The following is a 13,352-nucleotide window of genomic DNA, read 5'->3' on the forward strand; positions in this document are numbered from 1 at the left end:
TTCGCTCCTGAGTAGTCTGGACTGCGTGGCCCAGACATCACGCGCAACCCTGGCAAAAGAGCCCCACGAGGTGGCGTCGATGTTCGACGGCGTCGCCCGTCGATACGACATCACCAACACCGTTCTCTCGTTCGGGCAGGACCGCAGTTGGCGCAAGCTCACTCGGCGAGCGTTGGATCTGAAACCCGGCGAGCGTGTTCTCGATCTTGCTGCAGGCACCGGTGTCTCCACCGTCGAACTCGGTCGCAGCGGAGCCTGGTGCGTGGCCACCGATTTCTCCAAGGGCATGTTGCAGGCCGGATTGCAGCGAGGTGTTCCGATGGTCGCAGGCGACGCGATGGCACTGCCCTATGCCGACGCCAGCTTCGATGCCGCCACCATCTCGTTCGGCCTCCGCAACGTCTCCGACTTCGATGCCGGACTGCGCGAGATCGCCCGCGTCACCAAGCCCGGCGGCAGGCTCGTCGTCTCGGAATTCTCCACGCCGGTGTTCGGTCCATTCCGCACCGTGTACATGGAGTACCTGATGAAGGCGTTGCCGAAAGTCGCACGCGCGGTGAGCAGTAACCCCGACGCGTACGTCTACCTCGCCGAGTCCATCCGCGCTTGGCCGACGCAGGAACAGTTGGCGCAGCGCATCGCCGACGCCGGCTGGACCGACGTGCAGTGGCGCAACCTCACCGGCGGAATCGTCGCGCTGCACAAGGCAACTCGACCGTAGCGCGGTTCACGAGAACGGCGGCCGGGAATCGACTTTCAACGATCCGCTTCCCGATGCCCGCCACGTGCGCGCGACGAGGTCGCTGTCGGCCTCGGTGATGAGGTTGCCCATGCAGCGGACTGCAACTTTCATCAGCGCCCGCGAGCGCATGCCCACCGGTCCCGCAGCCGGTAGGAATCTCGGCACGGTCAACAGTCCGGCGAGGCGTCGGGCGATGGAGAAGGCCTGCCCGTAGTGCTCGCGCAGCAGGCTCGGCCACGCGTCGGTGAGGTCGGGGTGATCGAGCAGGTCGACGACCATGCGGCCGCCTTCGAGTCCGTAGTCGATGCCCTCGCCGTTGAGTGGGTTCACACAGGCTGCGGCGTCACCGATGATGGCCCAGTTGGTGCCTGCGATGCCGGAGACCGCTCCGCCCATCGGCAGTAGCGCCGACGCCACCGAGCGCAGTTCCCCGCCGAGGTCCCATTCGCCGCGACGCTGGTGGGTGTAGAGGTCGAGGAGCGGGCGCAGCGCTCCGGGTGCAGGCCGCTTGGCGGTGGCCAAGGTGCCGACGCCGATGTTGATGGTCCCGTCGTTCAGCGGGAAGACCCAGCCGTAACCGGGCTGCAGAGTGCCTGCGGCGTCGCGTAATTCGAGGTGTGAGCTGATCCATTCGTCGTCGCTGCGGCCCGAGTCGATGTAGGCGCGAGCCGCGACGCCGAATGCGGTGTCGCGATGCCACTGTCGCCCGAGTTGCTTGCCCAGAGTGGAACGGACACCGTCGGCGACGATGAGTGTGCGACAGGAGATCTCGTGGGCTCCGGTGGCTGTCTGCAGGGTCACCGAACGGACCGAATTGCCGTCGCGGGTGACGGCGACAGCCTTGGCTCCCTCGGCCATGACGGCCCCGGATTCGACCGCGGCGACGCGAATCCTGTCGTCCAATTCGGTTCTGGGGACGGCACTTCCGATGGTCGGCAGCGATCTGCTCGGCCACTCGAGTTGTAGTTCCTGGCCGAATCCGCTCAGGCGCAGTCCCCGGTTGCGCGCCTTGCCGCGCGCCCACTCGCCCAGACCCAACTGATCGAGCTCGGCGACGGCACGTGGCGTCAACCCGTCACCGCACGTCTTGTCGCGGGGAAAGACTGCCGCGTCGGCCAGGACGACGTCGCGGCCGGATCGCGCGGCCCATGCCGCAGCGGACGATCCTGCGGGGCCCGCGCCCACGACCAGAACGTCGGTCGCGGTGGGTGGGACGGGGTGGGGGGTGCTCACGAGTTCCAGTATCCCGACCGGAGCGACTCGGTGCCGTGAAGGGGCTCCGGTTAACGCCGTGTGAACGCTTGTTTCATAGATTCAGAATCTATGGACGGATCGTTCATGGCGGGTCTAGCGTCTCTCACGTGCACCAACCGATCCTCCTTCTCGACTTCGACGGCACCGTCTGCCTCGGTGACGACCCGGTCTGGGCCTACGCCGACGCAGTGGCCGAATCTCTCGACCGCATCTCCGCCGCAACTCTCCGTGCCGGGTTGACGGCTTTCCTGGACCGCGGCGCGGGGGAGTACCTCGACGGCTACTCCGCCGTCCAGCAGCTGTCGGTGGGAGTGGACGCTGCCGTTCTCGCCGCCGCATACGCGCAGTCCCGCGAGCGCCTCGCCGCAGGTGAGCTCGAGGTGTGGGCACCGGCCGGGCTCGCGGATTTTCTCGATCGCGTCCGCGCCGACGTGGTTGTGGCCACCAATGCCCCGCGGCGCGGCGTGATCGAAACCCTCGACCGGCTCGGTCTGACCGCGGCTGTCGATCATGTCGTCACCGATGCAGGCAAGCCCGAGAAGATGCCCGCGCTGGTGGACTCGTTACTGGGTGCGCGATCACCCCATCTGTTGGCCAGTGTCGGCGACATCTGGCGCAACGACCTCGACGCACCGCATCGGCGCGGTGCCGTCACCGCTTACATCGACCGCCACGGTCACCCCCGCCCTGAAGCGACGTTCTCCGCCTCGTCGTTTCCGGCGTTGTACGACGAACTTCTCGAATGGTCGACCGATCCAGCAGCATTCGCACTCACCCACGAAGGACAGTCATGAGAATCCGCACTCCCTTGCTCGCGGTGGTTGCCACCGGACTGCTCACCGCCTCGCTCGCCGGATGCGGAGCCCGCGACGAGTCCACCACCGAATCCTCCGCTGCGTCGCCCTGTACCGGGTCCAGCTCGGCAGATGCAGCCGACCCGTCGGAGCTGACGCTGGCACTCGTCCCCTCGGGCGACGCCAACAAGCTCGTCGAAACCGTCAAGCCGCTGCAGGACGCGCTCACCGAGCGCCTCGGCATCCCGGTCCGAGGCGTCATCACACAGGACTACCAGGCAGCGGTGGAGGCCATCGGTGCCAACCAAGCCCAGATCGGCATGCTGCCGCCGCTGCAGATGGTGCAGGCCTGCAACAAGTACGGGGCCGAGCCGGCTCTGCAGACCGTGCGCAAGGGCAAGACCACCTACGCCGCGCAGTTCTACACCAACAACCCCGACAAGTACTGCGACGACGCTCCCGTCACCGGAGCCAACGGCCTGCTGTACTGCAACGGAACCGAAAGCGGCACGGGTCCGGCCGGATTGGACTCGCTGAGCAAGATGAACGGTGCCAAGACCGTCATGTTGCAGTCCGCGTCATCGGCCGGATTCGTGTTCCCCTCCGCCGCATTGAAAGAGGCCGGTATCGACTCCACCACCGATCTGGACCTGACCCAGGTCACCTCGCACCCGGCGGCAGTGCTGTCGGTGAACAACGGCGACGACGAAGTGGGCGTGTCGTTCTGGGACGCCCGCGAGACCGTCGTCGCCGACACCCCCGATGTGGCGAAGAACCTGGTGGTGTTCGCACTGACCAACGAGATCCCCAACGACGGCGTCTCGATCAGCAGTTCGCTGAGCCCTGATCTGCAGCAGCGTATCTCGGACGCGATGGAGGACTACGCGTCCACCCCCGAGGGCGTCGAGGCCCTGACGGCGATCTACCAGATCACCGGTCTCGACAAGGCGGACCCCGCAGCGCTGCAGCAGGCGCAGACCGAGGCGGACTCCATCGGCCTGGGGAACTGATCGAATGAGCGGCGACGGCATCGCATTCGACAACGTCTCGGTCACCTACGCGGGCGGCCACACCGCGCTCGACGGAGTGACTCTCGATATTCCGGCGGGTCAGATGGTTGCCGTCGTCGGCTTGTCCGGGGCAGGGAAGTCCACGTTGATCCGCACCATCAACGGCCTCGTTCCGGTCACCTCCGGCACCGTGACCGTCGGTGATCGCGCCGTGAACAATCTGAGCAGCAGAGGGTTACGCGATCTGCGCGGAGACGTCGGAATGATCTTCCAGGGCTTCAACCTCGCCAAGCGCACCAGCGTGCTGAACAACGTGATGATGGGCCGGCTGCACAGCTCACCGATGTGGCGAACGCTGCTCGGTGCCTGGTCCGCGGAAGACACCGAACTGGGCATGCAGGCGCTCGAGCGAGTCGAGATAGTCGGCAAGGCCTACGCGAAGGCGTCGTCCCTCTCCGGCGGTCAGCAGCAACGGGTCGCCATCGCCCGGGCACTGGCACAGCAACCGCGAGTGATCCTCGCGGACGAACCGGTGGCCTCGCTCGATCCGCCGACGTCGCACGTCGTCATGCGAGACCTGCAGCGCATCAACGCAGAACTCGGCATCACCGTGGTGGTCAACCTGCACTTCCTCGATCTCGCCCGCCGCTACGGCGACCGGCTGATCGGGTTGCGCGACGGCAAGGTGGTGTTCGACGGCCATGGCCGCGACGCCGACGAATCGGTGTTCGAGAGCATCTACGGCCGCTCGCTGACCGCCGAGGACGTGCTGGAAGCCAAGGCAGAGCTGTGAGCGCTTCCGTTTCCACTCGGCCGGTGAAGCCGCGTTCGGCATGGAAAACCGTTGTGACACTTGCCGTCATCGGACTGATCACCGTTTGGGCGGGCGTCGGTGTCGGTGCCGACCTGGGTGACATCATCGACAACTGGGGCAACGCCACCGGCAAGCTGATCCAATTGATGCAGCCGGACTACTGGTTCTTCCCCGAGACCGTCGACGCCATCCTCGAGACCCTGCAGATGGCCGTCATCGCGACCGCCATCGGTGCCGCGATCTCGTTCCCGGTGAGCTTCGCGGCCTCACGCGTGACCAACCCGAATCGGCCGCTCCTGACGGTCGTGCGCGGAATCATGAATGTCGTTCGCGCAGTGCCGGATCTGTTGTACGCGGCGGTGTTGGTCGCGGTGGTCGGCACCGGGGCGCTGTCGGGAATTCTGGCGCTGATCGTGTTCAACGTCGGCATCATCGTCAAGCTCGTCTCCGAGGCGTTGGACTCGGTCGATCGCGGTCCGCAGGAAGCCGCTCTCGCGGCGGGTGGCTCCTGGATCGCCGCGGACCGCAGTGCCGTTGCGCCGCAGATCTTTCCGGCCTTCGTATCGCAGAGCCTCTACACGCTGGAACTGAACGTACGCGCCTCGGCGGTGATCGGACTCGTCGGTGCAGGCGGACTCGGCATGCTCATCGACAATGTTCGGACCTTCTACAAGTATCACCAGCTCAGCCTCATCATCCTCGAGATTCTCGTCATCGTCCTGGCATTGGAACTGCTCTCGTCCTGGGCCCGTCGAAAGTTGGTCGGATGACTGTCGTCGACCGCACCACCCGTGCCACTCCGGCCCGGCCGCGCAAACCACGCAACCCCCTGCGGACCGCCGTGTGGGTGGGCATCCTCGCACTGTTCGCACTGTCGTTGTACGGCATCGAGATTCGCTGGGACAGATTGCTCGACCTGCCACAGAACCTGGTGCGCTACGCCGGCCTGATGTTCGCACCACCGGACGTGTCCGCACTCGGCAAGGCCGTCTCGGCCACCATCGAATCGGTGCAGATGGCCTGGTTCGGAACGGTGCTCGGCATCGTCGTGTCGTTTCCGCTGAGCTTCCTCGCAGCCGCGAACATCGGGCCGCTCTGGCTGCGATGGCCGCTGCGCATCGTGTTCGCCGTCATTCGTGCAGTCCCCGAGGTCGTCATCGCCATCCTCATTTTGTCCGTCACCGGGCTCACCGCGTTCACCGGCGCACTCGCCATCGCCATCGGCTCGATCGGCACCCTCGGCAAGTGGGGCTACGAGGCCATCGAAGGCGCGGAGAAAGGTCCGATAGAAGCGGCCCGAGCGGCAGGCGGCTCGACGGCCCAGATCGTGCGGTGGGGACTGTGGACCGACGTCGCACCCGAGGTGTTCGCCTTCTGGCTCTATCGCTTCGAGATCAACGTCCGCGCGTCGGCCATCCTCGGTCTGATCGGTGCAGGCGGCATCGGCAGCATGTTGGTGGACAACGTGCAGTACCGCCAGTGGGGTGCGGTCGGCATGCTGCTGATCGTCGTCGTGGTCATCACCGTGCTCATCGACCAGGTCTCCGGTCAGGTGCGTCGACGCATCATCGACGGGAGCTGGGGATGGCAGAGAAAAGTATGAGCAAGATATGAGCATGGATCTCGCGCCCGGTGGAGTCGTGCCGCACATCCGATCGATCATTCCGTCGTTGCTGCCGGCCGAGCGGGCCGTCGCCGAGGTGTTTCTCCGACGTCCCGCCGACATCGTCGAGATGTCCTCGCAGCAGGTCGCCGACGCGGCCGGGGCGTCACGGGCGTCGGTGGTGCGTACCTGTCAGAGTCTCGGCTTCGGCGGTTATCAGCAGCTGCGAGTCTTGCTCGCGCGCGATGCGGCCCGGGCGTTGCCTGCGCAGGAGCGGTCGGCGGACGGTCCGTTCGCGATCGTGACGGAGACCTTCGCCCACGTCGGAGATTCCATCGCGGCGATGACGGCACTGTTGACCACAGAGGATGTCACTCGCGCGGTGGCTGCGCTCGCCGGTGCCGAGGCCGTCGTGGTCATCGGCAACGGACTCTCGGCCGCGTTGGCCGCCGATACCGATGCCAGGATGCGTTCGGTCGGCCTGCGCTCGCACGCACCGACCGACTCGATCGCGCAGCAGGTCGCCGTCCGGCTTCTCACCGATCGCGATGTGGCCCTGATCATCAGCGGATCGGGTGCCACGAGTGCATCGACCAAGGCCGCTCAGGCCGCTCGGGATCGAGGAGCCACCGTGGTCTCGGTGACGTCCTTTGCTCGCTCGACCCTGGCGGCCGCGTCGGACATCGCACTGGTGGTGGGCATGCGCGACCTCAGCTTCCAGCGCGAACTCGCCGTTACCAGCCGGATTCCGCACGTGATCCTGCTCGAAGGTCTGATGGCCGCTCTGACCGACGCCTTGGGTGACAGAGCGTCGGCAGCGATGGCCGCGACGCTGGAAGTCATCTCCGGCAACCTCGGTGAGTGAAGCGTCACCTGTGGTCGGTGACACCGTCGCACCGGTGTGCACGCTAGGTTCACTACGGTAGAAGGCGAGCAGCGGCGCTGAAGTCGCTGCTGCCGGCATGTCGACGACAGGACAGGGACCAACATCGTGAGTACAGACGACGCTGCCGTAGCAACGGTCGTTGCCGGAGTCGACCTGGGTGACCCGGAGCTCGCGCGATCCGTCGCCGACGGCCTCGCACGCGTCGAAGAGCTGATGATCAGTGAGCTCTCCGACGGTGAGGAGTTTCTCACCGAGGCGGCGTTGCACCTGGCCAAGGCCGGCGGAAAACGATTCCGGCCGCTGTTCACCGTGCTCACCGGCCAGCTGGGACCGTCGCCGACCGATCCGGCGATCGTCACCGCGGCCACGGTCGTCGAACTGGTCCACCTGGCGACGCTCTATCACGACGACGTCATGGACGAGGCGTCGATGCGTCGAGGTGCCGAGAGCGCGAACTCACGCTGGGGTAACAGTGTGGCGATCCTCGCGGGCGACTACCTGTTCGCGCACGCGTCTCGTCTGGTGTCCACCCTCGGACCCGACGCCGTGCGCATCATCGCCGAGACCTTCGCAGAACTCGTCACCGGTCAGATGCGCGAGACCATCGGAGCCAAGAGCACCGACGATCCCGTCGCGCACTATCTGAAGGTCGTGTGGGAGAAGACCGGTTCGCTCATCGCATCGTGTGGACGCTTCGGCGGAACCTTCAGCGGCGGAGATGCCGAGCACGTGGGACGACTCGAGCGCCTCGGGGACGCGGTCGGTACCGCCTTCCAGATCTCCGACGACATCATCGACATCTCCTCGGCCACCGAGCAGTCCGGCAAGACTCCCGGCACCGACCTGCGGGAAGGCGTACACACTCTGCCGGTGCTCTTCGCGCTGCGCGAGGACGGTGCCGACGGCGATCGACTGCGCGAGATCCTCGCCGGTCCGGTCACCGAGGACGCTCTGGTCACCGAGGCTCTCGAGCTGCTGCAGCGGTCACCGGGAATGATCTCGGCCAAGAGGACACTCGGCGAATACGCCGCTCGGGCACACGCAGAACTCGCACTGCTGCCGCAGGGACCGGCCAACGATGCGCTCGGCCGGTTGGTGGATTACACCGTCGAACGCGTGGGCTGACGACCGGGAACTGCCGGTCGGGGTGTTTTCGTTGATCGGGTAGTAGCACCCGGTACGAGGAGGCACTTCGGACATGAACGGTTACGCGAACGGCGCAAAGACATTCGGCCTGCTGGTCGGGATGTCGGCGCTCATCGTCTTCATCGGCTCGCTGTTCGGTAACGCGACCATTCTGATCGGCTCGATCGTCCTGGCGGTTGGCGTCAACGGTTACGCGTACTTCAACAGTGCGAAGATGGCCCTGCGATCGATGCACGCGGTGCCGGTGAGCGAACTCGAGCAACCGGCGATTTATCGGATCGTGCGTGAGTTGGCGACGACGGCTCATCAGCCGATGCCTGCGCTGTACGTCAGCCCCACCAACAACCCCAACGCGTTCGCCACCGGACGCAATCCGCGCAACGCCGCGGTGTGCTGCACCGAGGGCATTCTGCGCATCCTCGACGAGCGTGAACTACGAGCGGTGCTCGGTCACGAGCTCTCGCACGTCTACAACCGCGACATTCTGATCTCGTCGGTGGCCGGGGCGATGGCTGCCGTCATTTCGGGCCTGGCCAACCTGGCCTTCTTCGCCAACGTATTCGGCGGACGCGGCAACGGAGGCGCGAACCCGATCGCGCTGCTGCTGGTGTCGATGCTGGGGCCCATTGCGGCCACCCTGGTACGGCTCGCGGTCTCTCGCTCGCGTGAGTATCAGGCAGATCAGTCGGGGGCCGAGCTGACCGGAGATCCGCTGGCACTGGCCTCGGCGCTCCGCAAACTCGAGCGGGGCGTGCAGTTGGCACCGTTGCCGCCGGAGCCACGATTGGCAGCCGAGTCGCATCTGATGATCGCCAATCCGTTCCGCATCGGCGACAAGGCGGGTCGACTGTTCGCCACCCACCCGCCGATGGCCGACCGCATCGAGCGACTCGAGCGGATGGCAGGCCACCGGCCGTACTGACGGAGCCTGGGGGGAACGACCCATGTGAGCAGAAATTCGTAGCCTGCTACGAATTTCCGCTCACGTGCGGCGAAGCCGCACTAGCGGTAGTTGACGAACTGCAGCGCGATTCCGAAGTCCTCGTTCTTGAGCAGCTGCTGGATGGCTTGCAGGTCGTCGCGCTTCTTGCTGCTCACGCGCAGTTCGTCGCCCTGGATCTGGGCCTTTACGCCCTTGGGGCCGTCGTCACGGATCTTCTTGGTGATCTTCTTGGCGTTCTCGGTGGTGATGCCCTGCACGAGCTTGCCGGTGACCTTGTAGACCTTGCCGGACGCGGCCGGATCGTTGGTTTCGAACGCCTTGAGGGAGACATCGCGTCGGATGAGCTTCTCCTTGAACACGTCGAGGGCGGCCTTGACCTTCTCCTCGGATTCGGAGGTGATCACGATGGTCTCGGACTCGCCGCTGCCGGACCATTCGATGCTGGTGTCCGATCCTCGGAAGTCGAAGCGGGTCGCCAGCTCCTTCGCGGCCTGTCCGAGAGCGTTGTCCACTTCCTGTCGGTCGACCTTGCTCACTACGTCGAAGGACGAATCAGCCACTTCTCACACTCTCCAGTCGAATCGAAATTTTGTTTGGCGGTGGTGTCGGTCCACATCCCGCAGGGACTTTATCGGCCCGCTACCGACCGTATCCACCCGGTTTGCGTTCCGGGGGGACGTTCGTTGTATTCTTCTCACCGCGCCGAAGAGCAGTACGGGCTTCGATCGCATCACGGCAGATTGCCCGAGCGGCCAATGGGAGCGGACTGTAAATCCGTCGGCTTATGCCTACGTAGGTTCGAATCCTACATCTGCCACACCTGGAACCCCGGCGAGGATTTTCCTCGCTGGGGTTTCCATGTGAAGAGGGACATGTTGGGCTCGCTGACCACGCAATTTGGTACTGGGCGCTCCGAATGTGTAACCTCTTGAAGGCTTCAGCGCACGGCAACATGCGTAGTTGCTCGCCCCCTTAGCTCAGTCGGTAGAGCGTTTCCATGGTAAGGAAAAGGTCAACGGTTCGATTCCGTTAGGGGGCTCGCTGGATTGGATGGCTCGACGTCGCGTTCCCCACGTGGGATGGTGGACGGTGAGCACCTGAGGCGGTGTAGCTCAGTTGGTAGAGCAAACGACTCATAATCGTTGCGTCGCCGGTTCAAGTCCGGTCACCGCTACACAGTAGGCAAGCACGACCCGTAGCACTCATGAACAGTCCTGATTGACCCTGATCAGATTTACCCGAAAGTAGGCGTCCAGTGGCCTCCTCCACCGATGTGCGGCCCAAGATCACCTTGGCCTGCGAGGTTTGCAAGCACCGCAACTACATCACGAAGAAGAACCGTCGGAACGATCCCGACCGCATCGAGCTGAAGAAGTTCTGCTCCAACTGCGGCACGCATCGGGCTCACCGCGAATCTCGCTAGTTCCGCTCGGCTCGCTGGTTCGCAGATCCGTTCACCAGTCGGCGCCCGGCGTTAGGACACACTTCTCCCCCTAACGGCTCTTGCGTCCAGGGTAGAAAAGGTTGTCTTTCCGTGTCACAAGCTCAGCACGACGTCCCGGCCATGGATGCGTCCGCTCACGCGGCGTCCATGGTCGGTTCTCATTTCCGCGTCGACGACTTCTACGAGGTCGGCCGCGAGAAGGTTCGTGAGTATGCGCGTGCCGTCCAGGATTTTCATCCCGCGCATCACGACGAGGACGCAGCGAAGGGCCTCGGCTACGACGGTCTCATCGCGCCCTTGACCTTCGTTTCGCTGCTCGGAATCATGTCGCAGACCCGGATGTTGCAAGAGGTCATCACGGGATACGACCCGAGTCAGATTCTGCAGACCGATCAGAGGTTGGAATTCCATCGCCCGCTCCAGGTGGGCGATCGAATCTTCTGCGACGTGTATCTCGAGTCGTTCCGGCAGATGAGCGGCAGCGACATCATGACCACCAAGAACATCATCACCGATCAGAACGGCGATCTCGTTCAGACGACCTGGACGACCATCGTGGCGCGTACCGGCGGTGAGATCGACGAGAACATCGCCCATGCGGTGAAGGAAGTGATCAGGCATGGCGCTTCGTAACTTCGACGACGTGTCGGTCGGCGACGAGCTTCCCGAGCGCGTCGTTTCGCTCACCCGTGGTGACCTGGTGAACTATGCGGGCGTGTCCGGCGATCCCAACCCGATCCACTGGAGCGACGAAGTCGTCGAATTGGCCGGATTGGACGACGTCATCGCTCACGGGATGTTGACGATGGGTCTCGGTGCCGGTTTCGTCACCTCGTGGCTCGGCGACCCGGGTGCGGTCACCGAGTACAACGTGCGCTTCACCAGTGCGGTGCTCGTCCCGGTCGATTCGCCTGCGTCGGTGGAGTTCACCGGCAAGATCAAGGCCACCGACGCCGAGACGCGAACCGCGACCGTCGCCATCGTCGCGAAGTCTGCCGGCAAGAAGATCTTCGGGCGAGCCACCGCAACGGTGCGCTTGGCCTGAGCACGGGTCGGTCCGGTCGAGCTCGTTCACGGCCGGGACGACGGGATTTATCTGTTCCGAAGGGTGTGCAGTACACTGAGATTTCTGGGGTAATTCGGCGCTCTGCGCTGCCCGCGTCCTCTTCCAGAGGTAGTGCGGACGGTGACCGGCCGAATGGACACCAGAGCGGCCGAGAAGTTTCGGCCGAAGGGGCGTAGCTCAATTGGTAGAGCAACGGTCTCCAAAACCGTAGGTTGCAGGTTCAAGTCCTGTCGCCCCTGCCCAAGGTGTCAGCAACTGAGAGGAACGACGTGAGCGAGGAGCGCGGTAAGCGCGACGGTCGATCGGAGGAGTTCGAGAACTCTTCGGCTTCAGACGACGTCGCACCTGGCTCCGAGGGCCGTCCTTCCGATGCTGATACCACTGCCGGTGAATCCGCTGCAGACGCTGTGGTGCCCACCGGCAAGCGATCGACCAGCAGGTCCCGCGGCAGCGCTGCGGGCGTGTCGATGTCCAAGGCTCCGGCCGCGTCCACCGCGCCGGCGAAGGTCAAGACCGGTAGGACGCGATCGGGCAACGTCAAAGCCGACAAGCGGCCGAACGTGTTTCTGCGTCTGTTGCAGTTCTTCCGTGAGGTCGTCGCCGAGCTTCGCAAGGTCATCTGGCCGAACAAGAAGCAGATGGTCACCTACACCACCGTCGTGCTCGTCTTCCTGACGTTCATGGTCGCGTACATCAGTGGCCTCGACGTGCTCTTCATCCAGGGCGTCGGCTGGCTGTTCGGCTGACCGATCGCAGCTGCGTGACCCATCGACGATCGAACCGAGCAGGAAACTAGAGAAAGGGTGCTGACGTGAGCACGCCGCACAACGACGCCACCGAAGTGGCCGCATTCGACGCCGATGTCGAGGCGACCAAGCAGGGCCTCGAAGCGGAGCAGGCCGCTCAGGACCGCGAGACCGACGAAGCAATCAAGGCCGATGTCGCCGCTGCCGCCGGTGAGGACGTCCCCGCCGAAGACGGCGAGACTGCCGACGCAGATGTGACAGCCGAGCCCGAGGATCCCGTTGCCGAGATGAAGGCGGCTCTGCGCCGCGCTCCCGGTGACTGGTACGTCATCCACTCGTACGCCGGATACGAGAACAAGGTCAAGGCGAACCTCGAGACCCGCGTGCAGAACCTCGACGTCGGTGACTACATCTTCCAGGTGGAAGTTCCCACCGAAGAGGTCACCGAGATCAAGAACGGTCAGCGCAAGCAGGTCAACCGCAAGGTTCTGCCCGGCTACATCCTCGTTCGCATGGAGCTCAACGACGAGTCCTGGGGAGCGGTCCGCAACACCCCGGGCGTCACCGGCTTCGTGGGCGCCACCTCGCGGCCGTCACCGTTGACCATCAACGAGGTCGTCAAGTTCCTGATGCCGCAGGAAGGTGCCAAGAAGGACGCGAAAGCGACCGCAGGCGCAGTCGATCAGGGCGGCGACACCACGTCGAAGCCGGCCATCGAGGTCGACTTCGAGGTCGGCGAGTCGGTCACCGTCATGGACGGCCCGTTCGCCACCCTCCCCGCCAGCATCAGCGAGGTCAACGCCGAGCAGCAGAAGCTCAAGGTGCTGGTATCGATCTTCGGCCGTGAGACACCGGTCGAGCTCGGCTTCACGCAGGTCTCCAAGATCTAGTAGCCGAGCACACA

16 protein-coding genes and 4 tRNA genes are annotated in these 13,352 nt (G+C 64.6%); 18 read left to right on the forward strand and 2 right to left on the reverse strand.

The annotated features are described in order from the left end of the window. Positions 1 to 25 precede the first annotated feature (25 nt). Positions 26 to 721: a demethylmenaquinone methyltransferase gene (locus tag CH273_RS08090; protein ID WP_082073920.1), complete on the forward strand. Its 696-nt coding sequence runs from the start codon at positions 26 to 28 to the stop codon at positions 719 to 721. A 6-nt stretch (positions 722 to 727) separates the two neighbouring features. On the opposite strand, the gene CH273_RS08095 is transcribed toward CH273_RS08090, so the two are convergent. After that, positions 728 to 1,975, reverse strand: coding sequence for a geranylgeranyl reductase family protein (locus CH273_RS08095; protein WP_032393935.1), 1,248 nt, complete (start codon positions 1,973 to 1,975; stop codon positions 728 to 730). Positions 1,976 to 2,103: 128 nt separating this feature from the next. Here CH273_RS08095 and CH273_RS08100 point away from each other — a divergent pair, with 128 nt between their 5' ends. The 8 genes from CH273_RS08100 to htpX all read left to right on the forward strand — a co-directional run bounded on the left by CH273_RS08100 (position 2,104) and on the right by htpX (position 9,171). Beyond that, complete coding sequence (locus CH273_RS08100) at positions 2,104 to 2,790, forward strand: HAD family hydrolase (protein WP_052049248.1); 687 nt, start codon at positions 2,104 to 2,106, stop codon at positions 2,788 to 2,790. Further along, a complete protein-coding gene (phnD, locus tag CH273_RS08105) occupies positions 2,787 to 3,800 on the forward strand; it encodes a phosphate/phosphite/phosphonate ABC transporter substrate-binding protein (protein WP_032393936.1) in 1,014 nt (337 codons plus the stop codon). Before CH273_RS08100 ends, phnD begins: the two co-directional genes overlap by 4 nt. A 4-nt stretch (positions 3,801 to 3,804) precedes the next feature. Beyond that, positions 3,805 to 4,593 carry a phosphonate ABC transporter ATP-binding protein gene (gene phnC / locus CH273_RS08110; RefSeq protein ID WP_032393937.1) on the forward strand — a complete coding sequence of 263 codons (789 nt, stop codon included), beginning with the start codon at positions 3,805 to 3,807 and terminating at the stop codon, positions 4,591 to 4,593. Next, a complete protein-coding gene (gene phnE / locus CH273_RS08115) occupies positions 4,590 to 5,384 on the forward strand; it encodes a phosphonate ABC transporter, permease protein PhnE (RefSeq protein ID WP_032393938.1) in 795 nt (264 codons plus the stop codon). Before phnC ends, phnE (CH273_RS08115) begins: the two co-directional genes overlap by 4 nt. Continuing rightward, positions 5,381 to 6,217 (forward strand): phosphonate ABC transporter, permease protein PhnE, encoded by an 837-nt coding sequence (gene phnE / locus CH273_RS08120; protein ID WP_032393939.1) that lies wholly within the window; start codon positions 5,381 to 5,383, stop codon positions 6,215 to 6,217. The genes phnE (CH273_RS08115) and phnE (CH273_RS08120) overlap by 4 nt, the downstream gene beginning before the upstream one ends. Before the next feature lie 7 nt (positions 6,218 to 6,224). After that, a complete protein-coding gene (locus CH273_RS08125; RefSeq protein ID WP_032393940.1) occupies positions 6,225 to 7,082 on the forward strand; it encodes a MurR/RpiR family transcriptional regulator in 858 nt (285 codons plus the stop codon). A 126-nt stretch (positions 7,083 to 7,208) separates the two neighbouring features. Next, entirely contained in the window at positions 7,209 to 8,228 is a 1,020-nt protein-coding gene (locus CH273_RS08130) for a polyprenyl synthetase family protein (RefSeq protein ID WP_032393941.1), read from the forward strand. Between the two features lie 73 nt (positions 8,229 to 8,301). Continuing rightward, positions 8,302 to 9,171 carry a zinc metalloprotease HtpX gene (gene htpX / locus CH273_RS08135; RefSeq protein ID WP_032393942.1) on the forward strand — a complete coding sequence of 290 codons (870 nt, stop codon included), beginning with the start codon at positions 8,302 to 8,304 and terminating at the stop codon, positions 9,169 to 9,171. Positions 9,172 to 9,251: 80 nt separating this feature from the next. Here the strand turns inward: htpX and CH273_RS08140 are convergent, their stop codons facing one another. Then, positions 9,252 to 9,752, reverse strand: a complete 501-nt coding sequence (locus tag CH273_RS08140) for a YajQ family cyclic di-GMP-binding protein (RefSeq protein ID WP_032393943.1) — start codon at positions 9,750 to 9,752, stop codon at positions 9,252 to 9,254. Between the two features lie 174 nt (positions 9,753 to 9,926). On the opposite strand from CH273_RS08140, the gene CH273_RS08145 reads away from it, so the two are divergent. The 9 genes from CH273_RS08145 to nusG all read left to right on the forward strand — a co-directional run bounded on the left by CH273_RS08145 (position 9,927) and on the right by nusG (position 13,338). Continuing rightward, positions 9,927 to 10,009 (forward strand) — tRNA-Tyr (locus CH273_RS08145). A gap of 149 nt (positions 10,010 to 10,158) precedes the next feature. Continuing rightward, positions 10,159 to 10,231, forward strand: a tRNA-Thr gene (locus CH273_RS08150). A gap of 62 nt (positions 10,232 to 10,293) precedes the next feature. Beyond that, positions 10,294 to 10,366: transfer RNA gene (locus tag CH273_RS08155), tRNA-Met, on the forward strand. A gap of 81 nt (positions 10,367 to 10,447) precedes the next feature. Further along, positions 10,448 to 10,615 carry a 50S ribosomal protein L33 gene (gene rpmG, locus CH273_RS08160; RefSeq protein WP_027498281.1) on the forward strand — a complete coding sequence of 56 codons (168 nt, stop codon included), beginning with the start codon at positions 10,448 to 10,450 and terminating at the stop codon, positions 10,613 to 10,615. Between the two features lie 141 nt (positions 10,616 to 10,756). Next, positions 10,757 to 11,269 carry a (3R)-hydroxyacyl-ACP dehydratase subunit HadA gene (hadA, locus tag CH273_RS08165; RefSeq protein ID WP_045199004.1) on the forward strand — a complete coding sequence of 171 codons (513 nt, stop codon included), beginning with the start codon at positions 10,757 to 10,759 and terminating at the stop codon, positions 11,267 to 11,269. Further along, positions 11,256 to 11,681, forward strand: a complete 426-nt coding sequence (gene hadB, locus CH273_RS08170) for a (3R)-hydroxyacyl-ACP dehydratase subunit HadB (protein WP_032393945.1) — start codon at positions 11,256 to 11,258, stop codon at positions 11,679 to 11,681. The genes hadA and hadB overlap by 14 nt, the downstream gene beginning before the upstream one ends. 187 nt (positions 11,682 to 11,868) lie before the next feature. Next, positions 11,869 to 11,941 (forward strand) — tRNA-Trp (locus tag CH273_RS08175). Between the two features lie 30 nt (positions 11,942 to 11,971). Further along, the gene (secE, locus tag CH273_RS08180; protein ID WP_032394185.1) at positions 11,972 to 12,448 is read left to right on the forward strand and encodes a preprotein translocase subunit SecE; all 477 of its coding nucleotides are present in this window, start codon (positions 11,972 to 11,974) and stop codon (positions 12,446 to 12,448) included. Between the two features lie 65 nt (positions 12,449 to 12,513). Further along, positions 12,514 to 13,338, forward strand: a complete 825-nt coding sequence (gene nusG / locus CH273_RS08185) for a transcription termination/antitermination protein NusG (protein WP_032393946.1) — start codon at positions 12,514 to 12,516, stop codon at positions 13,336 to 13,338. The last annotated feature ends 14 nt before the right edge of the window (positions 13,339 to 13,352 follow it).

The sequence above is a fragment of the Rhodococcus sp. 05-339-2 genome (genome assembly GCF_002258965.1).
GTDB lineage: Bacteria > Actinomycetota > Actinomycetes > Mycobacteriales > Mycobacteriaceae > Rhodococcoides.

Excerpts from the sequence above, each read along its gene's own strand:
- htpX (WP_032393942.1), top strand. The coding sequence starts at position 8,302 with ATGAACGGTTACGCGAACGGCGCAAAGACATTCGGCCTGCTGGTCGGG.
- phnC (WP_032393937.1), top strand. The coding sequence starts at position 3,805 with ATGAGCGGCGACGGCATCGCATTCGACAACGTCTCGGTCACCTACGCG.
- phnE (WP_032393939.1), top strand. The coding sequence starts at position 5,381 with ATGACTGTCGTCGACCGCACCACCCGTGCCACTCCGGCCCGGCCGCGC.
- phnD (WP_032393936.1), top strand. The coding sequence starts at position 2,787 with ATGAGAATCCGCACTCCCTTGCTCGCGGTGGTTGCCACCGGACTGCTC.
- CH273_RS08125 (WP_032393940.1), top strand. The coding sequence starts at position 6,225 with ATGAGCATGGATCTCGCGCCCGGTGGAGTCGTGCCGCACATCCGATCG.
- hadA (WP_045199004.1), top strand. The coding sequence starts at position 10,757 with ATGGATGCGTCCGCTCACGCGGCGTCCATGGTCGGTTCTCATTTCCGC.
- hadB (WP_032393945.1), top strand. The coding sequence starts at position 11,256 with ATGGCGCTTCGTAACTTCGACGACGTGTCGGTCGGCGACGAGCTTCCC.